The 25,977-nt window shown below is 73.0% G+C and carries 25 protein-coding genes; 12 read left to right on the top strand and 13 right to left on the bottom strand.

Translation table 11 applies throughout. The annotated features are described in order from the left end of the window. Positions 1-154: 154 nt before the first annotated feature. Positions 155-3,313, bottom strand: coding sequence for a sacsin N-terminal ATP-binding-like domain-containing protein (locus tag ACIRDU_RS35180; protein WP_403587506.1), 3,159 nt, complete (start codon positions 3,311-3,313; stop codon positions 155-157). 89 nt (positions 3,314-3,402) lie between these two features. Next, positions 3,403-4,329 (bottom strand): DUF3027 domain-containing protein, encoded by a 927-nt coding sequence (locus ACIRDU_RS35175; protein WP_403587503.1) that lies wholly within the window; start codon positions 4,327-4,329, stop codon positions 3,403-3,405. Positions 4,330-4,602: 273 nt separating this feature from the next. Here ACIRDU_RS35175 and ACIRDU_RS35170 point away from each other — a divergent pair, with 273 nt between their 5' ends. The 4 genes from ACIRDU_RS35170 to ACIRDU_RS35155 all read left to right on the top strand — a co-directional run bounded on the left by ACIRDU_RS35170 (position 4,603) and on the right by ACIRDU_RS35155 (position 8,104). Beyond that, positions 4,603-6,036, top strand: a complete 1,434-nt coding sequence (locus tag ACIRDU_RS35170; RefSeq protein ID WP_403587500.1) for an MFS transporter — start codon at positions 4,603-4,605, stop codon at positions 6,034-6,036. A gap of 76 nt (positions 6,037-6,112) precedes the next feature. Then, complete coding sequence (locus tag ACIRDU_RS35165; RefSeq protein ID WP_403587498.1) at positions 6,113-6,586, top strand: DUF2771 domain-containing protein; 474 nt, start codon at positions 6,113-6,115, stop codon at positions 6,584-6,586. Continuing rightward, positions 6,556-7,266 carry a futalosine hydrolase gene (locus tag ACIRDU_RS35160; RefSeq protein WP_403587496.1) on the top strand — a complete coding sequence of 237 codons (711 nt, stop codon included), beginning with the start codon at positions 6,556-6,558 and terminating at the stop codon, positions 7,264-7,266. Before ACIRDU_RS35165 ends, ACIRDU_RS35160 begins: the two co-directional genes overlap by 31 nt. Next, on the top strand, positions 7,256-8,104 hold the full coding sequence (locus ACIRDU_RS35155; protein ID WP_403587493.1) for a 1,4-dihydroxy-6-naphthoate synthase: 849 nt from the start codon (positions 7,256-7,258) through the stop codon (positions 8,102-8,104). The genes ACIRDU_RS35160 and ACIRDU_RS35155 overlap by 11 nt, the downstream gene beginning before the upstream one ends. A gap of 3 nt (positions 8,105-8,107) precedes the next feature. Here ACIRDU_RS35155 and ACIRDU_RS35150 read toward each other — a convergent pair whose 3' ends face one another. Next, positions 8,108-8,491, bottom strand: a complete 384-nt coding sequence (locus ACIRDU_RS35150) for a cold-shock protein (RefSeq protein ID WP_010035896.1) — start codon at positions 8,489-8,491, stop codon at positions 8,108-8,110. Between the two features lie 164 nt (positions 8,492-8,655). Between ACIRDU_RS35150 and ACIRDU_RS35145 the strand changes: the two genes are divergently transcribed. Continuing rightward, positions 8,656-8,904: a hypothetical protein gene (locus tag ACIRDU_RS35145; protein ID WP_033312232.1), complete on the top strand. Its 249-nt coding sequence runs from the start codon at positions 8,656-8,658 to the stop codon at positions 8,902-8,904. Here ACIRDU_RS35145 and ACIRDU_RS35140 read toward each other — a convergent pair. Together ACIRDU_RS35140 and ACIRDU_RS35135 are read right to left on the bottom strand one after the other, a co-directional pair. Next, the gene (locus ACIRDU_RS35140) at positions 8,883-9,515 is read right to left on the bottom strand and encodes an HAD family hydrolase (protein ID WP_403587490.1); all 633 of its coding nucleotides are present in this window, start codon (positions 9,513-9,515) and stop codon (positions 8,883-8,885) included. The genes ACIRDU_RS35145 and ACIRDU_RS35140 overlap by 22 nt on opposite strands. Before the next feature lie 52 nt (positions 9,516-9,567). Further along, entirely contained in the window at positions 9,568-10,566 is a 999-nt protein-coding gene (locus ACIRDU_RS35135; protein WP_403587488.1) for a hypothetical protein, read from the bottom strand. A gap of 152 nt (positions 10,567-10,718) precedes the next feature. On the opposite strand from ACIRDU_RS35135, the gene ACIRDU_RS35130 reads away from it, so the two are divergent. The 3 genes from ACIRDU_RS35130 (at position 10,719) to ACIRDU_RS35120 (ending at position 13,844) form a co-directional block, all read left to right on the top strand. After that, positions 10,719-13,259 (top strand): helicase-associated domain-containing protein, encoded by a 2,541-nt coding sequence (locus tag ACIRDU_RS35130; RefSeq protein WP_403587486.1) that lies wholly within the window; start codon positions 10,719-10,721, stop codon positions 13,257-13,259. Positions 13,260-13,427: 168 nt separating this feature from the next. Beyond that, entirely contained in the window at positions 13,428-13,559 is a 132-nt protein-coding gene (locus ACIRDU_RS35125; protein WP_403587484.1) for a hypothetical protein, read from the top strand. A gap of 99 nt (positions 13,560-13,658) precedes the next feature. Beyond that, positions 13,659-13,844, top strand: a complete 186-nt coding sequence (locus tag ACIRDU_RS35120) for a hypothetical protein (protein ID WP_403587481.1) — start codon at positions 13,659-13,661, stop codon at positions 13,842-13,844. Here ACIRDU_RS35120 and istB read toward each other — a convergent pair. After that, positions 13,822-15,051: an IS21-like element helper ATPase IstB gene (gene istB, locus ACIRDU_RS35115; protein WP_403587479.1), complete on the bottom strand. Its 1,230-nt coding sequence runs from the start codon at positions 15,049-15,051 to the stop codon at positions 13,822-13,824. The two genes, ACIRDU_RS35120 and istB, sit on opposite strands and share 23 nt — an antisense overlap. 181 nt (positions 15,052-15,232) lie before the next feature. On the opposite strand from istB, the gene ACIRDU_RS35110 reads away from it, so the two are divergent. Then, positions 15,233-16,876 (top strand): DNA repair helicase XPB, encoded by a 1,644-nt coding sequence (locus tag ACIRDU_RS35110; protein WP_403587477.1) that lies wholly within the window; start codon positions 15,233-15,235, stop codon positions 16,874-16,876. A 12-nt stretch (positions 16,877-16,888) separates the two neighbouring features. Here the strand turns inward: ACIRDU_RS35110 and ACIRDU_RS35105 are convergent, their stop codons facing one another. Further along, on the bottom strand, positions 16,889-17,077 hold the full coding sequence (locus tag ACIRDU_RS35105; RefSeq protein WP_062927558.1) for a hypothetical protein: 189 nt from the start codon (positions 17,075-17,077) through the stop codon (positions 16,889-16,891). Positions 17,078-17,391: 314 nt separating this feature from the next. On the opposite strand from ACIRDU_RS35105, the gene ACIRDU_RS35100 reads away from it, so the two are divergent. Then, positions 17,392-19,446: a HelD family protein gene (locus ACIRDU_RS35100; RefSeq protein ID WP_403587473.1), complete on the top strand. Its 2,055-nt coding sequence runs from the start codon at positions 17,392-17,394 to the stop codon at positions 19,444-19,446. 82 nt (positions 19,447-19,528) lie between these two features. Here the strand turns inward: ACIRDU_RS35100 and ACIRDU_RS35095 are convergent, their stop codons facing one another. The 4 genes from ACIRDU_RS35095 to ACIRDU_RS35080 form a co-directional block, all read right to left on the bottom strand. Continuing rightward, positions 19,529-20,269, bottom strand: coding sequence for an SDR family NAD(P)-dependent oxidoreductase (locus ACIRDU_RS35095; protein WP_403587470.1), 741 nt, complete (start codon positions 20,267-20,269; stop codon positions 19,529-19,531). Positions 20,270-20,351: 82 nt separating this feature from the next. Then, a complete protein-coding gene (locus ACIRDU_RS35090) occupies positions 20,352-21,869 on the bottom strand; it encodes a BTAD domain-containing putative transcriptional regulator (protein WP_403587468.1) in 1,518 nt (505 codons plus the stop codon). A 173-nt stretch (positions 21,870-22,042) separates the two neighbouring features. Beyond that, positions 22,043-22,735 carry a copper homeostasis protein CutC gene (locus tag ACIRDU_RS35085; protein WP_403587465.1) on the bottom strand — a complete coding sequence of 231 codons (693 nt, stop codon included), beginning with the start codon at positions 22,733-22,735 and terminating at the stop codon, positions 22,043-22,045. A gap of 103 nt (positions 22,736-22,838) precedes the next feature. Beyond that, positions 22,839-23,519, bottom strand: a complete 681-nt coding sequence (locus tag ACIRDU_RS35080; RefSeq protein WP_403587462.1) for a maleylpyruvate isomerase family mycothiol-dependent enzyme — start codon at positions 23,517-23,519, stop codon at positions 22,839-22,841. Between the two features lie 47 nt (positions 23,520-23,566). Between ACIRDU_RS35080 and ACIRDU_RS35075 the strand changes: the two genes are divergently transcribed. After that, complete coding sequence (locus ACIRDU_RS35075) at positions 23,567-24,229, top strand: hypothetical protein (RefSeq protein ID WP_403587459.1); 663 nt, start codon at positions 23,567-23,569, stop codon at positions 24,227-24,229. Positions 24,230-24,263: 34 nt separating this feature from the next. Then, a complete protein-coding gene (locus ACIRDU_RS35070) occupies positions 24,264-25,319 on the top strand; it encodes a GNAT family N-acetyltransferase (protein WP_403587674.1) in 1,056 nt (351 codons plus the stop codon). Here the strand turns inward: ACIRDU_RS35070 and ACIRDU_RS35065 are convergent. Together ACIRDU_RS35065 and ACIRDU_RS35060 are read right to left on the bottom strand one after the other, a co-directional pair. After that, positions 25,289-25,576, bottom strand: coding sequence for a DUF4031 domain-containing protein (locus ACIRDU_RS35065; RefSeq protein WP_403587456.1), 288 nt, complete (start codon positions 25,574-25,576; stop codon positions 25,289-25,291). The two genes, ACIRDU_RS35070 and ACIRDU_RS35065, sit on opposite strands and share 31 nt — an antisense overlap. A gap of 7 nt (positions 25,577-25,583) precedes the next feature. Beyond that, a complete protein-coding gene (locus ACIRDU_RS35060) occupies positions 25,584-25,967 on the bottom strand; it encodes a hypothetical protein (protein ID WP_403587453.1) in 384 nt (127 codons plus the stop codon). Positions 25,968-25,977: the final 10 nt, after the last annotated feature.

Here is a 25,977-nt window from a genome sequence, read left to right as displayed (position 1 = left end):
AGGGGCCCCGGTGCTCGTCGTCGGCTCTCGGGGCCCAAGTGATCGTGGAGTCTGTTGACTCACGTGATCAGATACTTCAGCAGTGCGCATGGTTGTACGACAGGTGAAAAATATGTGCGGGAGTTTTCACCAACGGCCGCACCGCGCCACCGGATCAGTCGAACCAGCGGTCCCGCGCCAGCTCCTCGGTCCGGGACGGGTCCTCCAGCAGCGCCGCCACCTCGAACCGCCGCGGCCACTGCCCCGCCGCCCAGGCGAGCCCCGCGGCGACGCCCTCCAGCGTGGCGGCGTGCAGGACGCCGTCGTCGGTGAGCCGCCAGTCGATCTCCACGCCGTCGACGACGAGTTCCTCGTGCTCGACGTAGAAGGACGGGGTCTGCCGGCCCAGCAGCACCCGCACCGGCTCCGGTACGTCGTGCTCGGTGCCTTCGGAGGTGACTTCCCCGGTGACGGACTCGCTCAGCCGCCGCACCTGGAACAGTTCGGCCAGCTCGGCGGCGCGTGACGGCCGTACGGGAAGCAGGGGGACGCCCTCGGTGAACGGCAGCAGGTCGGGCGAGTCGCACACCACGGCGTCGGCCGCGTCCACGACCTCCACCCGGCCGTCGGTGACGGCCCGCAGGTCGTCCGGCAGGGTCACCTGCTCCGGGTCCAGCTCGGCCAGCGACCCGTACAGGGCGTGCAGCTGAGCAGCCGTCACCTCCCGCTCGGGGTCGGCGAGCCGGTCGAGCAGCTCGGCGGCACCGCCGGGCTCGTCCAGCAGCGCGGCGACGGAGGTGCGCACCCCCAGCGCCCGCAGCACCTGCTCGTCCTCGAACCCGGTGGCGTCGGCCTCGTCGTACAGGCCGCGCAGCAGCGGGTCGCCGCCGGCGGCCCGCAGACCGGCCGGGCGGCGGCCGGCGAGCACCGGGTTCCCGCGCAGCCACCAGGCGGTGTACGGCCGGACGACCTCGTGCGTCCCGTCCGGCAGCAGGATCCGCATGGGCTGCACGATCGCGTCCCTGAGCGGCGGCCGGGACAGCAGCGCCAGCGCCTGCGCCCACTTGTCCTCGTCGACCAGGTCCAGATCCCGTACGGCGATGATCTCGGTGGCGACCGGCGGGACCGGGCTGTCCGGGAAGCGGTCGAGGATGTCCTCGCACCACACGTCGACGGCGTCCAGCAGGCCCGCGTCGTCCGGCTCGGCGAAGTCGCCCTCGCGGGGCTCCAGTTCGTCCGGGTCGAGGACGACGTCGGTGGCGCGGACGACCGCGAAGTTCACCAGGACCCCGCACGCGGCCAGCGGCTGCTCGCCCCACTTGCCGGCCAGCTCGGCGTCCACGGAGGCGAGTTCGCCCTCGCGCATCACCTGGGCGAAGGGGCCGCCGGGGTAGACGAGTTCGCAGGCCGGGGCCGGTTCGCCGTCCTCGTCGGGCAGGGCGAGCGCGCCGAGCCAGGGCTCGTCACCGGGCTCCAGTCCGGCGTCCCGGACCAGCGCGAGCACGGTGTCGGCCAGTTCGTCGGCGTCGAGGACGTCCTCTTCCCAGTTCACGCCGCCCTCGTCGTCCAGGGACGCGGCGACGGCGGCCCGGACCTGCGGGGTGGTGAGGACGGCCCGGGGTGTGGCGGGCAGGGCGCCGAGCTTCTCCAGGATCGGGTGGGCGGCGTCCGGGTGGGCGACCTTCAGACCGAGCCGGGCCAGCACCTCGGGATCGATCCGGGCGGCCTCCGCGCTGGGCAGCAGGACCTGCCGGGGCCCGATGGTCGTCCGGCCTCCCCCAGTGCCGAAAGCCTGGGATGTGCCCCCAGCGAGCGGAACCGGGAGCCCCGACAAGCGGTCCGGGTCGATCCCGGCCAGGCTGTCGTAGAGCCGCCGCCACCAGCCCGGTTCCTTGTCCAGACCGGCCAGCCGGTCGATCGCGTCGGTCAGCGGAAGCCGGGAGACGCCCAGGGTCCGCAGTTCCGCGCGGCGTTCGAGCCCGGCGGGCAGCAGGGTGGGCAGCACTTCGGCGAGCACTCGCACGGTGTCCGCGCCCGCGCCCTCGACGACCTCGGCGTCCCGCGGCCGCAGGGAGTCGGGCAGGTCGTCCCCCTCTCGGGGAGGGAGGGCGGGCGGCAGGAAGGAGGTCCGCGGCAGCCGCTCCAGGATCGCCTGGCGCAGGGCGCCGTCCAGCTCGCCCTTGCCGAGCGGTCCGGGCACCAGGTCGATGATCGCGGAGGTCACCGGCCGCCAGTCGCCGAGGAGTTCGGCGTAGGCGTCGGCCGCGCGCTGGACCAGGAAGTCGGTCAGCGGTCCGGGGGCGGCGTGCCGGCGGGTGGAGTCCAGCGGGAACGAGGCGATGAGCAGGGCCGGGACACCGAGCGGCTCGTCGCTCGGTGTGGGGGCGTGCACGACCGCGCTGGTGCGGGGCCGGACCGGGCTGCCGTCGCTGCCCACGGGCACGGCCCAGGTGACGGACCAGTGGGGCCGCAGCCGCTCCTCGACGGGCCGGTCGGTGAGGAGGTCGGGAGTGAGCGGGCCGTGGGCGGCGGCGGTGCGCCAGTGGGTGACGCCGTCGGCGGAGTCGTCGACGACGGTGAAGGGCCCGTCGGTACGGCGGGTGAGGGTCCGCGGGCTCTCCCCGTTGATCTCGACGACCAGCTCTTCGAGTCCGGGAAGGGTGAGCAGCAGGGCGTCGTCGACGGCCCGCAGGAGCCGCTCGGCGAGATCGGCGGCGGCCGCGTCACGCAGCGGAAGGATGACGGCGGTGTCGTACGGGTCCGGGGCGGTGCCCTCGGCGGCGTGCGGCAGCCGCAGCAGGGGTACGTGCCCGTCCCGCCGCCGGACCTCGTCCCCGAGGCCGGGGCTGTGCCGGGCGGTCTCGGCGGCCAGTGCCCTGGCCTCGGCCAGGGACCACCGCACGCCGCCGTGCCGGCCGACGACGGCGGGCTCGTCGGTGACGGAGAGCACGGCGGCGAAACCGACACCGAACCGCCCCACCGAGGACGTGTCCCCGGTGTCCCTCTTGGCCGACGCCCGCAGCGTGGACAGCGACTCGACCCCGGCCGCGTCCAGCGGGGCGCCGGTGTTGGCGGCGACGAGCACCCCGTCGCGCAGGGTGAGCCGCAACCGCCCCGGCACCCCGGCCCGGGCCGCCGCGTCGGCCGCGTTCTGGGCGAGCTCCACGACGAGCCGGTCCCGGTAGCCGCCGAGGACCAGGTCCTCCTCGGCGTTGGCGTCCTCACGGAACCGGGCGGGGCTGGTGGCCCAGGCGTCGAGGACACCGCGCCGCAGACGGGCGGTGCCGAACGGATCGGCCCCCTCGGCGGCGGGCCGCACGAACTTGCTGCTCACGTTCCGTTCCTTCTCCTCGTGGACGTGAGGACGAAGGTACCGCCTGGCGAGCACCGGCCGTGCGCCCGTCCGGCGTGGGCCGCCGTCGGCTACGAGTGGCCCAGTTCCTCCGTGTCCGCGTCCGCCGTCGGCGTCACCGAGCCCGAGTCCGAGGACGGGCGCAGCGGGAACGGGTCGACCCGGGTCTCGTCGATGACCGGGGCGGCCGGCTGGGGCGGCCGGGGCATGACCGCGGCCTCGGAGTGGCCGCCGCAGCCGTAGGCCAGGGAGACCAGGCGGCCGTCGGCCGGGGAGAACTCGTTGGCGCAGGCGCCGAAGGCCTGGCCGAGGGAGCCGCCGATGGGGACGAGGAAGCCGCAGCTGACGCAGGCCGCGGGGGCCGCCTGGGCCATGGGCGTCTTGGGGCCGAACGCCTCCTCCCAGCGGTCGGCCGCGGTGTGCAGGCCGTAGCGGGACAGGACGCGGGCCCGGCGCATGCCCAGTTCCTCGGCGACCGCCGGGATCGAACCGCGCAAGGGGGGGACCGTGTAGCCGGCCGGGGAATCCGCGGTGAGGTCCGCGTCCTCCGCCTCCACCAGGTCGGCCAACTCGTGCGACACGGGGGACTTCGGCGCCGGCTCGTCCTCACCGGAGTAGCCCGGCTCCAGACGCAGGTCCTCGGCGTCGGTGGGCAGCAGATCGCCCGGCCCCATGTCGCCGGGACGCAGCCGCTCGCTCCACGGCACCCACTCGGGCGCCAGCACCGCGTCGGGGCCGGGCAGCAGCGCCGCCTCGTCCACCGTGACGATCTTCGCCCGGGACGCCCGGGCCACCGTCACGGCCCAGCGCCAGCCCCGGTACCCGAGCTCGCGGCACTCGAAGAAGTGGGTGACGACGCGGTCCCCCTCGGAGACCAGCCCTACGTGTTCCCCGACGATTCCTGGCGCGGCGGCCTCCTCGGCTGCGGCGCGTGCGAGGTCGACGGCCTCGGCGCACAGACGGTCAGGGGTGCGGCTTCGCGTTGTCGCTGCGCTCACAGGTATCGCTTCTCTCCATACGCCGTCTCACGAGTGCGCCACTCCCGGCGCGGGGGGCGGACGGAGCGGACCGGGGGACCGCGTCGACGTCCTTCATCCATTTTGCGGGATGGCTGAGATACGCACGCTACCCTTCCGCCCCACTTCGCGTACACCGACGGTCCTGTTGCGCCGCCCACCGGCTCCCGAGCGGCCACCCCTGACAGTCACCCCACAGGCCCTATACAAGCGGTAATGGCACTACCCACGGCCTTATCGGGGCACTATGACGTCGTGGCAGCCGCGAAGACACCCCCGGGCGCCACCGGGACCGGTGGGTCGAAAGGGGTCAGGGGAAGCAGCCGACCGAGCGGACCGGGCCGTGTGGGCGGCTCCCTCCGCTCGGTCGGCCGTGCCCTGCACTTCCCGGTGACCGGCACCGCCCGCGGCATCCGCAAGGCCACCCACGCGCACGGCGCCGGCGAGTCCGGTCTCGGCAAGCTGATCGAACTGCACGGCGTGAACGGCGCCGGCGATGTCATGATCACCGTCGCCCTCGCCTCCACCGTCTTCTTCTCCGTGCCCACCGACGAGGCCCGCGGCCGCGTCGCCCTGTACCTCGCCATCACCATGGCGCCCTTCACCCTCCTCGCGCCGGTCATCGGCCCCCTCCTCGACCGCCTCCCGCACGGCCGCCGCGCCGCCATGGCCGGCGCGATGCTGGCCCGGGCACTGCTCGCGCTCATCCTGTCCGGCGCGGTCGTCAGCGGCGGCCTTGAGCTGTACCCGGCCGCGCTCGGCGTCCTGGTCTCGTCGAAGGCGTACGGCGTGGTCAGAAGCGCCGTCGTGCCCCGGCTGCTGCCGCCCCGCTTCTCCCTGGTGAAGGCCAACTCACGGGTCACCCTCGGCGGCCTCCTCGCCACCGGCATCGCCGCGCCCATCGGCGCCGGACTCCAGCAGATCGGACCGCGCTGGCCCCTCTACGGCGCCTTCGTGCTCTTCGTGGCGGGCACGATCCTGTCGTTCACGCTGCCGCCGAAGGTCGACTCCGCCAAGGGTGAGGACCGTGCCCTGCTGGCGGCGGACGAGCAGCACCTGCACGGCCCGCACCGGCAGCCGGTCAAGCGCCCCGGGCTGCGCACGGTCGGCCCGGCCGTCACCCACGCCCTGGCCGCCAACGCCGCCATCCGCTGCCTGACCGGGTTCCTGATCTTCTTCCTGGCTTTCCTGCTGCGCGAGCACCCGGTCTCCGGCCAGAGCGCCGCGGTGTCGCTGGGGATAGTGGGCGTCTCGGCGGGCGTGGGCAACGCGCTCGGGACGGCCGTCGGGGCGTGGCTGCGCTCCCGGGCGCCGGAGATCATCATCGTGACGGTCGTGGCGGGCGTGGCGGGTGCGGCGATCACGGCCGCGGTGTTCTTCGGCGCGGTCCTGGTGGCCGGTCTGGCCGCGATCGCCGGGTTCGCACAGGCCCTGGCCAAGCTGTCCCTGGACGCGCTGATCCAGCGGGACGTGCCCGAACTCGTCCGCACCTCGGCCTTCGCCCGTTCCGAGACACTGCTGCAGATGTCCTGGGTGCTGGGCGGGGCGGTCGGCATCGTGATGCCGCTCAACGGCACGGCCGGGCTGGCGGTGGGCGCCGCGATCATCGGCACCGGGTGGCTGGCCACCGTACGGGGGCTGGTCGACTCGGCGCGGCGCGGGAGCACGGGGCGGGCGCGCGTCGCGTAGGGCCCTTCTGATGGATCTCCGAGGGAGCCGTACCCCTCGTGGGCGGTGCGACCCGTGGGCCCGATAGCCTTCGCCCATGAACACGTTGCAATCCGTTGTGCGACGCCGCCGCGCCGTCGCCGTCGCCGGCGTCGTATCCGCCGGACTGCTCGTCCTGTCGGCCTGTGACAAGCCGACGCCGATGGCCACGGTCACCGTGGGCAGCGACTCGGTGAACTCCGAGGCCACCTGCGGCGGCGAGGGCGACGCCCTGAAGCCGTCCGATCTCAGCCAGTGCCTGAAGAACAAGGGCATCAAGAGCATCTCCGTCGACCCCGACGAGACCGTGCGCTTCGGTGTCGACCCCGAGATCGCCGACAAGGGCTGGACGATCCTGATGAACGGTCAGCCGCTGACCGACGCCAGCACGAAGACCTACCGCACGATTCCGGGCAGCGTGTTCTTCAACGCCCAGTACGGCGCGCAGGGCAACTCGACGCTGGTGTCCATCAAGGAGGGCGAGAAGGACGCGTCGGGCCTGTGGAACTTCAAGCTCAAGAAGGACGCCTGATCGCTGCCGCTGGGCTCGGCCGGGTCCTCGTGGCCACTGCTGTTCCCGTGGAGAGGGACGCGGTGGCCAGGGCTTGCCCCGGTGACACCGGCATCGAGGTGATCGCCGCCGGTGTCGGGCCCGCTCTCGCGGCTGCCTCCACCGCCTCCGCGCTCACCGCCGCCGCCCTGCGGGGCGAGCCCTACGGTCTCGTCGTGTCCGCCGGGATCGGGGGCGGGTTCCAGCCCGAGGCGCCGGTGGGGTCGCTCGTCGTCGCCGACGGGATCGTCGCGGCCGATCTGGGGGCGGAGACCGAGGACGGGTTCGTGCCGGTCACCGAGCTCGGTTTCGGGACCGTCAGGCATCAGCCGCCGGCGGAGCTCGCACGGCGGGTCGCCGACGCCGCCGGGGCCCGGACCGGGGCCGTGCTCACGGTGTCGACCGTCACCGGGACGGCCGACCGGGCCGCCGCGCTGCGGGAGCGGCACCCCACCGCCCTCGCCGAGGCGATGGAGGGCTTCGGTGTCGCCGAGGCCGCCGCCGCGCAGGGGGTGGCCGTGCTGGAGATCCGGGCGATCTCCAATCCCGTCGGGCCGAGGGACCGTGCCGCCTGGCGCATCCCGGAGGCTCTGGCAGCCTTGACCGAGGGGTTCGGGAAGCTCACGCCCGTACTGGAGGGTTGGAACCGGCATGACGGTTGAGCAGCTGCAGATCGCGTACTCGCCCTGCCCGAACGACACCTTCGTCTTCGACGCCCTGGCCCATGACCGCGTGCCGGGTGCCCCCGCCCTCGACGTGACCTTCGCCGACATCGACGTCACCAACGGCATGGCCGAGCGCGGCGAGTTCGACGTGCTGAAGGTGTCGTACGCGGTGCTGCCCTACGTCCTCGACGAATACGCCCTGCTGCCCTGCGGGGGCGCGCTGGGGCGGGGCTGCGGGCCGCTGGTCCTGACGCGGGAGGCGGACACCGACCTCACCGGCCGTACGGTCGCCGTGCCCAGTGAGAGGTCGACCGCCTATCTGCTGTTCCGGCTGTGGGCCGCGGACACCGTGGCCGACGGGGTCGGCGAGATCGTCGTCATGCCGTTCCACGAGATCATGCCGGCCGTGCGGGACGGGAAGGTCGACGCGGGGCTCGTGATCCATGAGGCGCGCTTCACGTACCGGAACTACGGACTGCACAAGCTCGCCGACATGGGCGAGCACTGGGAGAACACCACCGGGCTGCCGATCCCGCTGGGCGCGATCATCGCCAAGCGGTCGCTGGGCGAGCAGAAGCTCCGGCTGCTCGCCGACTCCATCCGGACGTCCGTGCGCGCCGCCTGGGACGACCCCGAGGTGTCCCGGCCCTACGTCATGGAGCACGCCCAGGAGATGGACCCGGCCGTCGCCGACCAGCACATCGGGCTCTACGTCAACGAGTTCACCGCCGACCTCGGCGAGGACGGCTACGCGGCCGTACGCGGACTGCTGACCCGCGCGGCTGCCGAGGGGCTCGTACCGCCCCTCGGCCCGGACGCGCTGCGCTTTCCCTGAGGCTCAGACGTCCAGCTGGTCGGCGACCGCGCGCAGCAGGCCGGCGATCTTCTTGCCGGCGGTCTTCTCGGGGTAGCGGCCCCGCTCCAGCATCGGAGTGATGTTCTCCAGGAGCGTCGTCAGGTCCTGGACGATCGAGGCCAGCTCGTCGGGCTTCTTGCGGGTCGCGGCGGCGACGGACGGGGTCGGGTCCAGGATCGTCAGGGACAGCGCCTGGTCGCCGCGCTGTCCGGCGACGACGCCGAACTCCACGCGCTGACCCGGCTTGAGCGTCTCGACTCCGGCGGGGAGGACCGAGGAATGGACGAAGACGTCACCGCCGTCGTCGCGGGAGAGAAAGCCGAAGCCCTTCTCGCTGTTGAACCACTTGACCTTGCCGGTAGGCACGTCTGTCCTCGTCCTCGTACTCGTCGGAAAACTGCTTCTGGAAACGGCTCTTGATAGCACTCGGGCGGGTCGTACGGACCCGCCGGTACCAAGGCTAATGCTCTTGCAGCCGGTGACAAGACGTCACCCGGTTGTTCCTTCGCGCTGGGAACTACCCTGGTCGGGTGCGTGACAAAACCCAAACGAATTCCGCCGCTCCCGGTGACCGCCTGGTCCGTGCCGGAGCCGTCGTCTTCTTCATCGGCGCCCTGGCCACTCTGGTCACGGTCGCCCCGCTGTTCCTCGGGACGTCGCCCTTTCCGACGTACATGTTCGGATTGAGCATGCTCATGGCGGTCGGATTCCTGATGGCCGGTGCGGGAGTGCTGCGTTCCGTGGCAGCGGGCCGGCGTCAGGCGCGCGCGGGACGGTAGTCCGAAAGCCACCGCGGGAATTCGGTCAGATCGGTGAGGACGACGTCCGCGCCCGCCGCGCGCAGTTCCTCCGGCGGGCAGGGCCCGGTGGCCACCGCGACCGAGAGCGCCCCGGCGGTCCGGGCACCGCGCACGTCCCCGACGTGGTCGCCGACGTAGACGCCCGCGTCGTGCTCGCGCAGGGCCTCCGCCTTCTGCTCGGCCCACAGGTCGCCGATGACGGCGTCGGGCTCGATGCCGAGGTGGGCGAGGTGCAGTTTGGCGTTCGGCTCGTACTTGGCGGTGACGACTATGGCGCGTCCACCGGCTTCCCGTACGGCCGCGATGGCCTCCCGGGCGCCGGTCATCGCCGGGGTCGCGGCGATGGCGATCGCCGGGTACATCTCCCGGTACAGGTCCGCCACGGCCTCGACCTCCCCGGCCGGGAACCAGTTGATCAGTTCCTCGGCCAGCGGCGGCCCGAGCCGCGTGACCGCCAGGTCGGCGTCGACGTACGTCCCCGTCCGCTCGGACAGCGCCTGGTAGCAGGCGCGGATCCCGGGACGGGAGTCGATGAGGGTCATGTCGAGGTCGAAGCCGACGGTCAGTGCGGGCGAGGTCATGAAGGCCATATCGGCCATTGTGCCCAGGCGGTGTGAACGGCAGACGTCCGCCTGTGCCGCGCTAGCGCGAGCGCTGTGAACGCCACACCAGGAACAGCGCCGACGCCACCGCCGCTCCCCGCACCACCCACGGCCAGGTCTCCGACACCGCGGCGTTCATCTGTCCCTCGGCGATCGGGGCGCCCCAGCGGCCGTTCATCCGGCCCCACAGCCACACCAGGCCCCCCGCCACGGAGAGGCTCGGCAGGATCACGACCGCCCACTTCGTCTCGGCCTGGGTCAGGCGGCGGGAGGCGTAGGCGATGAGCCAGCCGAGCAGCAGGACGAACCAGTTGCCGAGCACGGCACCGGCGACGAGGAGTCCGGCGGCGATCAGGAGCAGCGGGTTGCTCCAGTTTCCGGCGGGAAGGCGCGGGAGACGGCGGCGGCTCCCCTTCCCGTCCACCTCGGCCGCCTCGACGGCCGGGGCCGGTTCCCCGGCGGCCGGCTTCTCCGTCTCCGCCTTCCGCGGCGCCGGCGGCCTCAGCAGGTCCGGCAGCTCCACGCCGCCCACGAACCCCGGCACCTCGTCCCCGACGCCGAACGGGCTGCCGTCCACCCGCCACCAGTCCGGCTGGACCGCGCTGTCCCCGAGCTCGTGCCCTGCGGCCAGATGCGGCGGGGCCGGGCCGTCGGAGGGCGCGGGGTGCGACTCCTCGGCCTGCCGCACCGGGCGGGGGCGCGGTACGACCCGTCGCATGACGCCCTTCGCCCGCTCGCCCCGCTCCTCGGGCTCTGCGTCGCGCTGTACCGGGACGGCGGCGGGCGCGGCGCGGTACGGCTCACCGCCCGTGCCGCCCGCCGCCGCGGTCACGACGTCGTCGGGGGTGCCCAGGCGGGACAGGATGCGGCGGACGGCGGCGGGCGAGTCGACGGTGGCCTTCGCGCGGCGCTTGTCGATCTCGTCGCGCAGGTCCGCGACCAGACGCATGCGGGTGGCCGACGACAACTGCCGCTGCTGGGCCACGTCGCCGACGCGGCTCAGATACTCGTAAACGACCTGGTCGCTCTCAATCCCCACGAAGTCCCCTCCGGGGCGGGTGCGTTGCGTGACGCCGTCGGACGACGGTACCGCGAGTGCCGTCGGGGCGGCCAAAAGCCCGTCCCGCGTTCGGGGACGAGGGCGCGCACAGTCGGCCCGGCCGGCGGAGGCGACCCGCTACCGTGGACCGGATGAGCACCGAGGACAGGCCCCCGGCCCCCCGCTCCCTCGCGGAAGCGCTCCGCGCGCGGGGCGACGCTTCGCTGGGCGCGCTCCTGCGCAGCCGCCCGGATCTCATCACGCCCGTCCCCACCGACCTCACCCAGCTCGCCACCCGCGCCGGCACCCGTGCCTCGGTGGTGCGGGCCCTGGAGCGGCTGGACCGGTTCGCGCTGCAGACGGCGGAGGCGCTGGCCGTGGCGGCGGATCCGGCGGCCTACGGCGAACTGCTCGGGCTCATGGCCGGGGACGACGCCGACCCGGCCGTCGTCGCGGCCCTGCCGCACGCCCTGGACGTCCTGCGCGAGCAGGCCCTGGTGTGGGGCGGCGACGACCGGCTGCGGCTGGTCCGCACGGCGCGTGAGCTGCTGGCCCCCTCGCCGCAGCACCCCTCGCCGACGGGGCTCGGCCCGACGGTCCAGGAGGCCACCGCCGGGATGTCCCCGGGGCGGATCCAGGAGATCGTCACGGCCGCCGGACTGCCCTCGACCCACGACTCGGTGTCCGCGGTGACCGCCCTGGCCGGGCTGTTCACGGACCGGGCCCGGATGGCCGCGCTGCTCGCCGAGGCCCCGGCCGACTCCCTCGACGTCCTGGAACGCCTGGTGTGGGGGCCGCCGTACGGGCAGGTCACCGCCGATCCGGCGCCCCGGCTGCGCTGGCTGCTGGACCGGGGGCTGCTGCTGCCGACGGCGCCCGGGACGGTCGTCCTGCCGCGCGAGGTCGCCCTGCATCTGCGGCGGGGCCTGGCGCACCGGGCGCCCGAACCGGTACCGCCGGTGGTCGAGGCGGCGACCGCGCACCGTCCACAGGTTGTGGACAGCACCGCGGCCGGGCAGGCGTACACCGCCCTCGCGACCGTCGAGGAGCTGCTGAAGGACTGGGACGAGGGCGGGCCAGCGGTGCTGCGGGCCGGTGGGCTGAGCGTGCGGGACCTGAAGCGGACCGCCGTCGCCCTCGACGTGCCCGAGCCGGTCGCCGCGTTCTGGGTGGAACTGGCGTACGCGGCGGGGCTGATCGCCTCCGACGGCGAGGCCGACGAACGATACGCGGCGACCCCGGCGTACGACGAGTGGCTGGAGCAGCCCGCCGCCGAGCGCTGGTCGCGGCTGGCCACGGCCTGGCTCGCGGCGACCCGGACGGCCGGACTGGTGGGCGGGCGGGACGCGAAGGACCGTACGCTGTCGGCGCTCGGGCCGGGCCTGGACCGCTCGGCGGCGCCCGAGGTACGGCACCGGGTGCTGGCGCTGCTGGCCGGGCTGCCGGAGGGCGCCGCTCCGGCCGCCGGTTCGGTGCTGGCCCGGCTGCGCTGGGAGCGGCCCCTGCGCGGCGCGCAGCGCGAGGACGATCTGCGCGGCCGGCTCGCCGAGTGGGCCTTGTCCGAGGCGGAGCTGCTGGGCGTCACGGGCCGGGGCGCGCTGTCGGCCCACGGCCGGGCACTGCTGGGCGCGCCCGCGGCCCCCGCGCCGAGCCCGGAAGCGGAGCCCTCCGGGCCGGGGGACAAGCTGCCCGTCCACCACCATCACCGGCCCGCCCCGCTCGCCCCCCTCTCCTCCGCCGAACAGGCCGTCGCCTCCGCCGCCGCGGCCCGGCTGCTCGCGCCGCTCCTGCCCGAGCCGCTGGACCACGTGCTGCTCCAGGCCGACCTGACGGCCGTGGCGCCCGGGCCCTTGCGGCGGCCGCTCGCGGACATGCTGGGCGTGCTGGCGGACGTCGAGTCCAAGGGCGGGGCCACCGTCTACCGGTTCACGCCCGGCTCGGTGCGGCGGGCGCTGGACGCCGGGCAGGCCGCCTCCGACCTGCACGCCTTCCTCGCCGCGCACTCCCGTACGCCGGTGCCCCAGCCGCTCGCGTACCTGATCGACGACGTGGCCCGCCGGCACGGGCATCTGCGGGTCGGCGCGGCCTCTGCGTACGTGCGCTGCGACGACGACGCGGTGCTCAGCGAGATCCTCGCCGACAAACGGGCCGCCGGGCTCGGGCTGCGCCGGCTCGCGCCGACCGTGCTGGCCGCGCAGGCCGACCCGTCGGGGCTGCTGGAGGGCCTGCGGGCGATGGGGTTCGCGCCGGCCGCCGAGTCCGCCGAGGGCGATGTGCTGATCACCCGTGCCCTGGCCCACCGCACGCCGCCCCGCAGTGCGCCCGAGCCGGTCCCGGACGGCCCTCCGGTCCCGGACGACACCCTCCTCGCGGCCGCGCTGCGCGCCATTCGGGCCGGTGACCTCGCCACCACCACCCCGCGCAAGCCCGGCACCTCGCCCGCGGTCAATGGCGAGCTGCCCCGCACGGGTGCCGCCGAGACCCTCGCCACCATGCAGGCCGCCGTCCTGACCGGCGGGGCCCTGTGGATCGGCTACGTCAACGCCGAGGGCGCCGCCAGCCAGCGGGTGATCGCGCCGATCCGCGTCGAGGGCGGCTTCGTCACGGCGTACGACCACACCGCGGACGAGGTCCGCACGTATCCGCTGCACCGGATCACCGGGGTCGCGGAACTCGCCGACGACGCGGGCTGACGGCCGCTCGCGGACCGTGTCACCCGTTCGGGTGCAGGCGGGTCTTCATGCACGCCACGCCGGGGATGTCCCACGCTCGGGCGACCTTGCCGGGCGTGCCGCATCACGCCGTGCGGGCGGGGGCAGCCACCGGGTGTCCTGTGAGCTTCACCGAAAGGAAGTCCCCGCATGCGATCTGTCCGTCGAGTCGCCGCCGTCCTCGCCACCGCCGCCCTCATGACGTTCGGTGGGCTCGCCACTCCGGCCTCCGCGGTGAGCATCGATGTCGCCGGCCTCGTCCTGGAGACACCGCAGATCTGATCGGCTCCCGCTCCGTCGTCGGGCCGGCCCCGGTGTCCCCGGGCCGGCCCCGGGCGCGGTGTCCCTCGTCCCCTCACCCGTGAAAGGCCTTGTCGCCCCATGCGTGAAAAGCTCTCCGTCATCGCCTTCTGTGCCGTCGCGGTCGTGGGGCTGCCGGGGCCCTGTGCCGCCGCGGCCCCGGTGCTGCCGCTGCCCCTGCCGGTCGCCGGTGAGCCGCTGGTCACCGAGGGGGTCACCATCGAGGGCCCGCTGATCCAGAACGTCAGCCTGCCCATGTCGAAGTAGCGCGGCGCGTCCGGTAGCTGTCGCCGTCCAGCCGCACGATGTCGGCGTGGTGGGCGAGGCGGTCCGTCAGCGCCGGGGCGGACGGGCCGAAGACCTCGTCCCAGCGGCCGAGCGGGCGGTCGCTGGTCACGATCAGCGAGGCCCGCTCGTAGCGGTGCGCGACGAGCTGGAAGAACAGGCCCGCGCTCGCCGCGTCGAGGGGCGTGTAGCCGACCTCGTCGACGATCAGGAGGGGGTGATCGTCGAGAGCGGCCAGCTCCGCGTCGAGCCGCCCGGCGGCCCGGGCGCCTGCGAGCCGGGCGGCCCACTCGGCGGCGGTCGCGAACAGCACCCGGTGCCCGGCCTGACAGGCCCGCACGCCCAGGGCGACGGCCAGGTGGGTCTTGCCGGTGCCGGGCGGCCCGACGAAGACCACGTTCCGCCGGGCGTCGACGAAGTCCGCCTTGCCGAGCCGCGCGAGGACCTCCCGGTCCAAGCCGCGGGGATGCTGCTGGTCGAACTCCTCCAGCACCTTGCGCGCCGGGAACCCGGCGGCACGGATCCGGGCTTCGGCGTCGGTGTCGGGGGCGGGTTGTGGGGGGATGGCGGCGGCCCGGTGCCTCTCGGATTCCGGTTCCGTGTGCTGCCGGCTTCCGTGGTCGGGAGCCTGCGCGGGCGCGGCAGGTGCGCGGTCGGCGTGTCCGCGGTCCGTATGGGCGACCATCGGGCCGGACATGTAGGCGAGGATCGCCGCCGAGGCGATGAACGCCATGTGGATCACCGTCCCCCACAGCAGGGCGTGCCGGGGGGTGTGGTGGACGTCCACGAACATCTGGAGCAGGTGCACGGAGGAGATGCCCACGATCGCCGTGGCGAGCTTGACCTTCAGCACGTTGGAGTTGACGTGCGAGAGCCATTCCGGCTGGTCACGGTGGCCCTGCAGACCGATGCGCGAGACGAACGTCTCGTAGCCGCCCACGATCACCATGATCAGCAGGTTGGCGATCATGACGACGTCGACCAGCTTCAGCACCGCGAGCATCACGTAGGTCTCGGTGGCGTGCCCGCTCACGCACATCAGGATTAAGGTCCACAGCTCTTTGAAGAACTTGTAGACGTAGACGCCCTGGGCAGCCACGAGCCCGAAGTAGAGCGGGGCCTGGAGCCAGCGGGTGGCGAACAGGGCGTATCCGAGCGTGGTGGTCGTCGGGTTCTGCACCCGCGCCATTCTTCGGGGCCGCGACGGAAAAACTGAATTCACACCACACGTTGGGATGAATAGGCATTCAGTACGACCGGACGCGCAGATCACACCACGTGACGCGGTCGATCAGGCACACTGGACGTTTGGCCGAGGCGTCGCGCTGTCGAGCCGTCCGAGCCCTCCGGCCACAGAAAGGGTGCCGCGCGTGAATGGTCCGCTGATCGTCCAGTCCGACAAGACCCTGCTCCTGGAAGTCGACCACGAGCAGGCCGACGACTGCCGCCGGGCCATCGCCCCGTTCGCGGAACTGGAGCGGGCGCCGGAGCACATCCACACCTACCGCCTGACCCCGCTGGGCCTGTGGAACGCCCGCGCGGCGGGCCACGACGCCGAGCAGGTCGTGGACGCGCTCGTGCAGTACAGCCGCTACCCGGTGCCGCACGCGCTGCTCGTCGACATCGCCGAGACGATGGACCGCTACGGCCGTCTCACCCTCTCCAAGCACCCGGCGCACGGACTGGTCCTGACCACGACCGACCGCCCGGTGCTGGAGGAGATCCTGCGGTCGAAGCGGATCGTGCCCCTGGTCGGCGCCCGGATCGACCCGGACACGGTCGCCGTGCACCCCTCCGAGCGTGGCCAGATCAAGCAGACGCTGCTCAAGCTGGGCTGGCCGGCCGAGGACCTCGCCGGGTACGTCGACGGCGAGGCGCACGAGATCGAGCTGGCCGAGGACGGCTGGGCACTCCGGCCGTACCAGAAGCAGGCCGTGGAGAACTTCTGGCACGGCGGTTCAGGCGTCGTCGTCCTGCCCTGCGGCGCCGGGAAGACCCTGGTCGGCGCGGGCTCGATGGCGCAGGCGAAGTCGACCACCCTCATCCTCGTCACGAACACCGTCTCCGCCCGGCAGTGGAAGCACGAGCTGGTGAAGCGGACGTCGCTCACCGAGGACGAGATCGGCGAGTACAGCGGGACGCGGAAGGAGATCCGGCCCGTCACGATCGCCACGTACCAGGTGCTGACGACCAGGCGGAAGGGCGTCTACCCGCACCTTGAGCTGTTCGACTCGCGGGACTGGGGGCTGATCGTCTACGACGAGGTGCACCTGCTGCCCGCGCCGGTCTTCAAGTTCACCGCCGACCTCCAGGCGCGGCGGCGGCTCGGCCTGACCGCGACCCTGGTGCGGGAGGACGGCCGGGAGTCGGACGTGTTCTCCCTGATCGGTCCCAAGCGGTTCGACGCGCCGTGGAAGGAGATCGAGGCGCAGGGCTACATCGCGCCCGCCGACTGCGTGGAGGTCCGGGTCAATCTGACCGACTCCGAGCGGCTCGCGTACGCCACGGCCGAGACGGAGGAGAAGTACCGCTTCTGTGCGACGACCGCGACCAAGCGGAAGGTCACGGAGGCCATCGTCCGCCGCTTCGCCGGGCAGCAGATCCTCGTCATCGGCCAGTACATCGACCAGCTCGACGAGCTCGGCGAGCACCTCGGGGCGCCCGTGATCAAGGGTGAGACGTCGAACGCGCAGCGGGAGAAACTCTTCGACGCCTTCCGGGAGGGCGAGATCAGCGTGCTCGTCGTGTCGAAGGTCGCGAACTTCTCGATCGACCTGCCGGAGGCGACGGTCGCGATCCAGGTCTCCGGCACCTTCGGCTCCCGGCAGGAGGAGGCCCAGCGCCTCGGCCGGGTGCTGCGCCCCAAGTCGGACGGTCACCAGGCCCACTTCTACTCCGTGGTCGCCCGGGACACCATCGACCAGGACTTCGCCGCACACCGCCAGCGCTTCCTGGCGGAGCAGGGGTACGCGTACCGGATCATGGACGCGGACGAGCTGCTCGCGGAGAGCTGACCGGCCGGCCTGTCACTTGCGGCGGACCACGCCGACTTCCTCTCCGTACTGACCGAGGACGACCACGTCGAAGGCGGCGCCCGCGAAGACCTTGACGGCGCGCAGGGCATCGCCGAGGCGGTGGCGGTGGCTGCCTGCCACGGCGGTGGCGCCGGGCGGGCGGCCCGGTGCCGGGGCGGGGTGGATGGTTGCTGCGCTCATGTCTCCATGGTGCGTTTCGGCCCATAAGGCCCGCGTCGGTCTCCGGGCCGACTCTTCCGGCGGTCCGCGTACGCCCCTGGGCCGACCCGTGCCCCCATGGAGGAGGGCCCCGTCCCCTAGGGGATGAGGGATGCAGGGGTGAGGGATGCAGCAGGGTGAGGGGTGAGGCGCTGAGAAAACCGTTAGCGGCCGTCGACCCGCTCCTCTAAGATCTCCGCTCTTGCCCGCCTCCCTCACGGAGCGCCGCCGACCGGACGGAAACCGGCCGGCATCTCACCGCCCACTTCTTCAGCAGGTCCTCCGGAGGCACCCCCTTGTCCACGCCCGTCGACGATCCGCTCGCGCGTGAGCGCTCCCACCTCTCCGCGTCCCGTTCCGCCCTGCGTGCCATGCGCGAGGACGTGGAGGCCCTCGACATCAGCGACGTCACCGCGAACTGGGTCAACGCCGAGGTGCTGGCGCACCAGATCGAGGAGCGCATCAAGGCCCTGGCCGACCTCAGCGACACCCCGCTGTTCTTCGGCCGGCTCGACTACCTGCACGCCCCGGGCGCCGAGGAGGCGGAGGGCGCGGAGGGCGAGCGCTTCTACATCGGGCGGCGGCATGTGCACGACCACGACGGCGACCCGATGGTCATCGACTGGCGCGCACCGGTCTCGCAGCCGTTCTACCGGGCCTCCAAGAAGGACCCGATGGACATCGCGCTGCGCCGCCGCTTCGGCTACACCGGCGGCGACCTCACGGCGTACGAGGACGAGCACCTGTCCGACCCGTCCGAGGCAGCCCGGACCAGCAAGCTGCTCCAGCAGGAGATCGAACGTCCGCGCGTCGGACCGATGCGGGACATCGTCGCGACGATCCAGCCGGAGCAGGACGAGATCGTCCGGTCCGGCCTCTCCGGCACGGTGTGTGTGCAAGGGGGCCCGGGCACCGGGAAGACCGCCGTCGGCCTGCACCGGGTCGCCTACCTCCTCTACGCCCACCGCGAGCGGCTCGCCCGCACCGGCACCCTGGTCATCGGACCGAACCGGTCGTTCCTGCACTACATCGAGCAGGTCCTGCCCGCACTGGGCGAGTTGACCGTCCAGCAGGCCACCGTCGACGACCTCGTCGCGCACGTCGAGATCAGGGGCACGGACGACGCGAGGGCCGCGGTCGTCAAGGGCGACGCCCGGCTGGCGGGGGTACTGCGCCGGGCCCTCTACTCGCACGTCACGATGCCCACCGAGCCGGTCATGGTCGTGCGCGGCTCCCGCCGCTGGCGGATCCCCGCGTACGAACTGGAGGACATCGTGCGCGAGTTGCTCGACCGCGACATCCGCTACGGCGCCGCCCGCGACGCCCTGCCGCAGCGCATCGCGCACGCCGTGCTGGTGCAGATGGAACGGTCGGGCGAGGCGCCGGACGACCGGGTGCAGGACGCGGTGGCCCGCAACAGCGCGGTCAAGGCGGCGGTCAAGGCGGTCTGGCCGGCCGTCGACCCGGCGAAGCTGGTGCTGCGGCTGCTGTCGGACGCGGACTTCCTCGCCGTCCACGCCGACGGGATCCTCGACGAGGACGAGCAGAAGGCGATCCTCTGGGCGAAGCCGGCGCGCAGCGTGAAGTCGGCCCCGTGGTCACCCGCGGACGCCGTCCTGATCGACGAGGCCACCGACCTGATCCAGCGCACGCCCAGCCTCGGGCATGTCGTCCTCGACGAGGCGCAGGATCTCTCCCCCATGCAGTACCGGGCGGTCGGCCGCCGCTGCACCACGGGCAGCGCGACCGTCCTCGGCGACCTGGCGCAGGGCACGACGCCGTGGGCGACCCGGAGCTGGCAGGAGGCGCTGAACCACCTGGGCAAGCCGGACGCCCTGGTGGAGGAGCTGACGGCCGGTTTCCGCGTCCCGACGGACGTCATCACCTACGCTTCCCGGCTGCTGCCGCACATCGCCCCGGGCCTCACCCCGGTGGTCTCGATCCGCGAGAACCCGGGCCACTTCGAGGTCCGGCCGGTCTCCGGCACGACGGACGTGGTCGACGCCTGCCGCGAACTGCTGCGCCACGAGGGCTCGACGGGCCTGATCGCGGCGGACGCCCGCGTGCCGGAGCTGGCCGAGGCCCTGGCGGAGGCCGGCATCCCGTATCTCGGCCCCGGCGAGGAGACCACCCAGGACACCCGCCTGACCCTGGTCCCGGCGTCGCTGGCGAAGGGCCTGGAGTACGACTACGTGGTCCTGGACGAGCCGCAGGCCATGGTCGACGGCGAGCCGGACGAACGGACAGGGCTCCGACGTCTGTATGTGGCGCTGACGCGAGCGGTGTCGGGCCTGATCGTCACGCACGCGGCCGGGCTGCCGCCGCAGTTGGCGACGACCACCCTTCACTGAAGCGTCGGGCCTGCACAACGGGCATCACCGGCGGTGATGCCCGCGGGCGTCGCCCATCAGCGCCGAGCAGTCGCTCCCGCGCTCAGGTCGCGACCAAGCCGCCGTCGGCGGTGAGCACCGCGCCGGTGATGTAGCTGGCCTTGTCGGAGGCCAGGAACAGCACGGCCTCGGCGATCTCCTCGGGCTCGCCGGCGCGGGTGAGCGGTGTGCTCTGGCTGAACGCCTCGAACATCTCGCCCGCCGTGTCGATGGCCATGTCGGTCCGGATCGGGCCGGGCGCCACGGAGTTGACGCGAACGCCCGCCGCGCCGAACTCGACGGCCCACGACCGGGTCAGCGCGTCCATCGCGGCCTTGGAGGCGTTGTAGACGGAGCCGACCGGGGTGCCGATCTGCGCGGCGACCGACGACACGTTGACAATGGCACCCTTCTTCTTGGCCACCATGGCCGGCGCGAGCGCGGCCGTCAGGAAGTAGGACGCACGAACGTTGATGTCGAACACCTGCTCGTAGCTGTCGAGCGACTGCTCAGGGGTCGGCGAGAACGGGAAGACGCCTGCGTTGTTCACCAGCACGTCCACCTCGCCGACCTCCTCGGCGAGCTTGCGGACGTCGTCGATGTTCGCGACGTCCGCGACGACGAAGTGACCCGTCCCGCCCGCCTGCTCGATCAGCTCGACGGTCTCCTTGCCGAGCTCGGCCCTGCGCCCCGTCACGTAGACGGTGGCACCCGCCTCCGCGAGCTTGACCGCGATCGCGCGGCCGATACCCGACGTGGCGCCGGTGACGAGTGCCTTCTTGTCCTGCAGTTCGTTGGTTGACATGTCTGCAAACGTGGCGGCGCCAGATCGTCAGAGCATAATTTCCGGATATACGGCCTGGTCAGGTCCAAGACGTCGAAATGAATCAGGTGGTCAGGGCCACTGTGCGCCGCCCGAAGTAAAGACGCACGAACCGCGGCAGCCGGTAGCGGCCGAGTACGAGCGGCTCGATCAAGTGCACGCCCGTGAGCGACTCCAGCACCAGCTCGATCTCACCGGGGTCGGCCCCGGACACGTCCGCCGCGTTGTGGCTGTCGATCACCTCGGCGTCCTGGCGCGCGAAGCACATGAGCATGCGCCGTTCCGGATCGCTCAGCTGCTCCTCGGCCGCGATCAACGGGGCGAACATCGCGGCGCAGTCGGAGGGGATCACGCCGTCGAGCTTGCTCTCCCGCCCCATTTGCAGCAGAACCATCTCGATCGTCCAGTGAGGACGCGAGCTGAGCTTGCCGCCGATCACCCTGATCGGGCCCGGCAGTCGCGAGAGGCGTTCCAGCAGCGCCTCGGCCTGCCCGGGTTCCGCGTCCGCGCGCACCGGGCCGAGGACCTTGCGGAAAAAGTCCCGTGCCTCCCGGTCGGCCAGCCCGGCGATCTTCAGCCAGGTCACCCCCGGCAGCTCGTTCAACCGGCGGACGCTCGTGAGAATCATCGCCGAGCCGGGCGTGGCGAGATCGCGTACGGCCGCCGCGTCCTGCACGTCGTCGACCACGACCAGGAAACGCTTGCCGCGCGCCTTCTCCCGCCACAGTGCGGCTTTGTCGCCGACGGGGTTCTCCACGCCGACCGCGCGCAACAGCTCGTTGGCGACGTCCCGGCCCCTGACGAAGATCTGCCCGTCCGGGAAGCGGCCCCTGACGAGGTGGCCGATCCGGGTGGCCAGCGCGGTCTTCCCGCTGCCCCGCATACCGGTGATGCCCACGGTGCCCGGCAACGTCCGGAGAGCCTGCGCGATCTCCTCGGCACGGCCGGTGAAGTCGATCAGATCCGGCAGCAGCTGCTCCGGCCTGCGCGGCGGGGTGAGGTCGCCGTTGAGGATCTGCGCGTGGACCTTGCGCAGCTCCGGCCCTGGTTCGAGGCCGAGCTCCTCGTTGAGGAGTGCGCGCGCCCGGTGGAAATGGTCGAGTGCTTCGCCCTGCCTGCCCTCCAGGTAGAGCGCGCGCATCAGGAGGGCGCGCGGTCGTTCCCTGAGCGGGAAGGCGGCGACGTGCTTCTGCAGCTCCAGCACGTCGGGTTCGCGTTCGAGGCAGTCCTCCCGCGCCTTGAGCCGGTAGTCGCCGAGCCGCACCCGTTGCGCGTCGAAGTAGGCACTCCGGAGGCCTTCCAAGGGCTCGCCGCGGCAGTCGTGGACGATCTCCGCGCGGACTGTGTACCCCCCGTCCCTGGACTTCAGGTTCAGCTCCGGAAGGATCTTGCGGATCTTGTACACGTACGTCCGCAACGCCATCACCGCGCTCGGCGTCGGGTCGTCCCAGACCATGCTGATCAACTGGTCGTTGCTCAGCCGGATGCCGTTGTTCAGCAGCAACGCCGCCAGCACCGCCCGCTGCTGGCGCGGCCCCAGTCCGATCTCCTCTTCGTCGCGCCAGGCTCGTACCGGACCCATCAGTGAGAAGCGCAGGCTCATGCAACGGCACAACGCACGGGCACATCCCCTGCTTCCCCGTACAGAGGCGACCTGGAGAAACGTGCGACGGCGAACTGCCGTCGCCCGCCAGGGCGTTGTCCGACATCACCGCACGCGGGTCACCGTCACCCAGGGGTGAGGCCCGGGGGCGTTCAGACGACGTCCAGGGCGGCCCGCCACCGTGCGACGGCATCCGCCGACACCGGTGCCTCCCAGCCCTCCGGCCGGGCCGCCCCGCCGATGTGGAAGCCGTCGACCCCGGCCGTCAGCAGCGTCGGCACGTGGTCGAGCCGGAGCCCGCCTCCCACCAGGAGATGCTGCTCGTACCCCGGCTGTCCCTGCCGGGCGGCCTCCGCGAGGAGCACGGAAAGCCCGTCGTCGACCCCACTGGAGGCCCCGGCCGTCAGGTACGTGTCCAGCCCCGGCATCCCGTCCAGCTGCTTGCGCAGGGCGTCCCGGTCGGCGGCCCGGTCGATGGCCCGGTGGAAGGTCCAAGGGCAGCCGTCCAGCACGGCCACGACCCGTTCCACAGCCGCCAGGTCCACCGCACCCCCTTCGTCGAGGAACCCCAGTACGAACTCCTCGGCCCCGGCCTCCCGCAGCTGAGCGGCCACGCGCACCAGCCGGTCGACATCCCCCGCCGCGAAACCGTCGGCCGGCCGCAGCATCACCCGCAACGAGATGTCGACCGCCCGGCGGATCCCGGCGACGGTGGCGGCCGACGGCGTGAGACCGTCGGCCGCGATGTCGGTGACCAGCTCGAGGCGGTCCGCGCCTCCCGCCTGGGCGGCGACCGCGTCCTCGACGCCGAGGGCGATCACCTCCAGCACTGCACGCTTGCTCATGGGGCCCCTTCGTCGGATGGGCGTCGGCGTTCGGCGACAGGTCTAGTCCAATCAAAGACTACGCTGCCCACTCCCGCGGAATCCCAAGCCCCCGGGGCCGTGCTCAGCCGAAGATGTTCAGCTCCTTCGCCTCCACCCCCGCCAGCTCGAACGCCGGCGCCCCGTCGACCGGCCGCCGCGTGTACAGCCGTACGAGCGTCGGCCCGTCCCCGATGAAACGGCCCGGGGGCCGCTCCCCGCCGCTCTCCCCCAGCCGCAGCGGCTCGTCCAGGTCGTCGAGGTCGGCGTGCAGCGGCACGTGCCCCCGCTCGCGGGTGATCCGGGCGAGCAGCGCGAGCGCGTCCGGCAGCCCGGCCCCGCCGTACGCCCCCGGCTCCCCGAAGGCCTCCCGCACGTCCCCGGCGTGCACCCACTCCCCCAGGGCGAGACCGTCGAGCTTCCCGCCGGCGCCGGCGATCACGGGCCCGGCCTCACCCATCCCCCGCTCCAGCTCGTCGACGACCTGGGCGTCGGTCCAGCCGGCCCGTTCCGCGATGTCCCGGTCGTTCGACTCCGGCGAGAACACGCCCTCCTCCAACCGGCCCTCCGCCACCCGCGTCAGCGCGGCCGAGCAGTGCGCCAGCACGTCCCGCACCGTCCAGCCCGGGCACGCGGCGACAGGCAGCGCGAAGTCCTCCCCGGTCCGGCCCCGCAGCAGCGGGATCAGCGCGTCACGCTCGATCGTCAGCAGCCGCCCGGGCTGCTCGGGGTCCCGTACGTCAGGAACATCAGCAGGTGTCGTCATGACCCCCACGCTAGGTGCCCGACCCCGCTCAGCGGGAGAATGCCCCCATGTCCGATCTCGACTCCCTGCGCACCCGCTTCGCCCGCACCCTGGAGGCGGCCCGGGGCCCGGCCGGCGGCCCGGACCCGGCGCCGTACGCCGGCAACCTGCTCACCCGCTGGCAGGAGCCCCAGCGCCGCTATCACACGGTCGGGCACCTCACCGCGGTCCTCGACCGCGTCGACGAACTTCAGCGGTACGCGCACGACCCGGACGTGGTCCGGCTGGCCGCGTGGTTCCACGACGCGGTCTACTTCCCCGACCGCTCCGAGAACGAGGAGCGCTCGGCCCGCCTCGCCGAACGCGCCCTCGCCGAAGCCGGCGTTCCCGACGCGAAGACCGCCGAGGTGGCCCGCCTGGTCCGGCTCACCGTCACCCACGACCCCGCCGACGACGACCCCGACGGCCAGGTCCTGTGCGACGCCGACCTGGCGATCCTCGCCTCGCCCCCGTCGGCGTACGCCGCCTACACCACCGCCGTCCGCGAGGAGTACCACTTCGTCCCCAGCGACGCCTTCCGCGAGGGCCGCGCCGCGGTCCTGCGCCAACTCCTGGACCTCCCGCGCCTGTTCAGGACACCGCACGGCGCCGCCGAGTGGGAGGCGACGGCCCGCTACAACCTCACCTCCGAGCTGGAAATGCTGTCGCTCCCACCCCACGGCGCCTCGTAGCCTGCCCGCCATGTGGACCACGGGAGCGGAACAGGTGGAGCAGGCCGTCGCCGAGTGCATGAGCGTGCTGGGGGCGGTCACCGATCGGGACTGGGAAGGGGTACGGGCCGGGCGGCTGGAGTGGGACTGCCGCACGACGGCGGTGCACATCGCCGAGGATCTCATCGCGTACGCGGGGCAGCTGGCGGGGCGGGAGCAGGACGGGTACGCGCCGTTCGAGCTCTCGCTGGAGGAGGGGACCGACAACGCGGGTGCGGTGCGGGTGATCGGCGCGATGGGGGCCCTGCTCGCCGCCGCCGTCCGCACCACCCCGCGCGAGGTGCGGGCCTTCCATCCGTACCCGTTCCGCAGCGCGAACCGTGAGGGGTTCGCCGCGATGGGCGTGGTCGAGGTGCTGCTGCACACGCACGACATCGCCGAGGGGCTGGGCCTGTCGTACGAACCGGCGCCCGAGCTGTGCGACTTCGTGCTCCCCCGGATCTTCCCGCACGTCCAGCCCGGGCCCACCCCGTGGCCGACCCTGCTGTGGGCCACCGGCCGCGGGGAACTGGCCGGCCGCGCCCCGGTCACCGAGTGGCGCTGGAACAACAACCTGGTGATCGGCACCGAGCGGCTCACTCTCCAGGGCGTCACCCCGGCGGCGGCCACCGATCTGTCCACGGTCGGCGACGGCGGCTTCGAGTGGATCGAGGGCGGCCCGATCGAAGGCACCCGGGTCGGTGCCGGGCTGGTGTACAAGCAGTACGAGGACGGGGTCCACCGGCCGGAGTGGGGCATGTACGTGCTCGTCCGGCGCGAGGACGGCCGCGCGATCGGCGCCATGGGGTTCCACAGCGTCCCCGACGGGACGGGACGGGTCGAGATCGGCTACGACCTGGTCGAGGGCGCCCGCGGCCACGGCTACGCCACCGAGGCGCTGCGCGCGCTGTCGGCCTGGGCACTGGGCCGGCAGGAGGTGCGGACCGTGGTCGCCACCGTGGAGCGGGACAACGTGCCCTCGCAGAACGTGCTCGCGCGGGCCGGGTTCACCCAGGTCGCCGAGGACCCCGAGCACCTGACCTACGAGCTGCGCGAATCCCGCGTGGGGTGACGCCCCTTGGGCCGCCGCAGCCCCGCCCCGTGCAGCAGCCGCACCACCTCGCGGCTGCTGACCTCCACGGCCCCGGCCCGCACCGCGTCGGCGTACCGCTGGTCGGGGATGTCGTAGTGGTCGCGCTCGAAGGCCCGGCGGGGGACGCCGAGGCGCTCGGCGAAGGTGTGGAGTTCGTCGTAGGAGACGTCGCTGACGAGGTGGGACCACATGCGGCCGTGGCCGGGCCAGGTCGGCGGGTCGATGTAGATCGTCACGAGGGCCTCACGAGGACGCCGGACCGCCGAGGGCCTCGCCCAGCGACCCCACGGCGGCGACCTTCACGCCCGCATCGCTGCACACCCAGTGCGGATCGGGCCCCAACTCCGGTTCCACGTCGAGGGCGTGCGGCTCGCCGGTGCCGCACACCGGGCACAGCGGCCAGCGGCCGTACCGCTCCAGCAGGGCGTCCTGGACGTCCTGCGCGACCAGGCCGGCCACGTACCGCGCGCCCTCGGGCCACTGCTCGACCCACCATCGCCGCTGGGTGACGGAGTCCTCGACCAGGGACACGACATCCGCCTCGGCGACGCGTCCCGCGACCAGATCGGCCAGCACGAGGGCGCGCGCGGCGTGCAGCGCCTGCTCCAGGGGGCTGATGGGTTCCATGCACCCATTG

Origin of the sequence: Streptomyces sp. NPDC093598, assembly GCF_044764825.1 — a bacterium.
Taxonomy (GTDB): Bacteria; Actinomycetota; Actinomycetes; order Streptomycetales; family Streptomycetaceae; genus Streptomyces.
This window is presented reverse-complemented; position numbering and strand designations above follow the sequence as displayed.

Coding starts and splice junctions, on each gene's coding strand:
- ACIRDU_RS35165 (WP_403587498.1), top strand. CDS start 6,113: ATGAACACGTTGCAATCCGTTGTGCGACGCCGCCGCGCCGTCGCCGTC.
- ACIRDU_RS35155 (WP_403587493.1), top strand. CDS start 7,256: ATGACGGTTGAGCAGCTGCAGATCGCGTACTCGCCCTGCCCGAACGAC.
- ACIRDU_RS35140 (WP_403587490.1), bottom strand. CDS start 9,515: ATGGCCTTCATGACCTCGCCCGCACTGACCGTCGGCTTCGACCTCGAC.
- ACIRDU_RS35130 (WP_403587486.1), top strand. CDS start 10,719: ATGAGCACCGAGGACAGGCCCCCGGCCCCCCGCTCCCTCGCGGAAGCG.
- ACIRDU_RS35125 (WP_403587484.1), top strand. CDS start 13,428: ATGCGATCTGTCCGTCGAGTCGCCGCCGTCCTCGCCACCGCCGCCCTC.
- ACIRDU_RS35120 (WP_403587481.1), top strand. CDS start 13,659: ATGCGTGAAAAGCTCTCCGTCATCGCCTTCTGTGCCGTCGCGGTCGTG.
- istB (WP_403587479.1), bottom strand. CDS start 15,051: ATGGCGCGGGTGCAGAACCCGACGACCACCACGCTCGGATACGCCCTG.
- ACIRDU_RS35105 (WP_062927558.1), bottom strand. CDS start 17,077: ATGAGCGCAGCAACCATCCACCCCGCCCCGGCACCGGGCCGCCCGCCC.
- ACIRDU_RS35095 (WP_403587470.1), bottom strand. CDS start 20,269: ATGTCAACCAACGAACTGCAGGACAAGAAGGCACTCGTCACCGGCGCC.
- ACIRDU_RS35090 (WP_403587468.1), bottom strand. CDS start 21,869: ATGGGTCCGGTACGAGCCTGGCGCGACGAAGAGGAGATCGGACTGGGG.
- ACIRDU_RS35085 (WP_403587465.1), bottom strand. CDS start 22,735: ATGAGCAAGCGTGCAGTGCTGGAGGTGATCGCCCTCGGCGTCGAGGAC.
- ACIRDU_RS35080 (WP_403587462.1), bottom strand. CDS start 23,519: ATGACGACACCTGCTGATGTTCCTGACGTACGGGACCCCGAGCAGCCC.
- ACIRDU_RS35075 (WP_403587459.1), top strand. CDS start 23,567: ATGTCCGATCTCGACTCCCTGCGCACCCGCTTCGCCCGCACCCTGGAG.
- ACIRDU_RS35060 (WP_403587453.1), bottom strand. CDS start 25,967: ATGGAACCCATCAGCCCCCTGGAGCAGGCGCTGCACGCCGCGCGCGCC.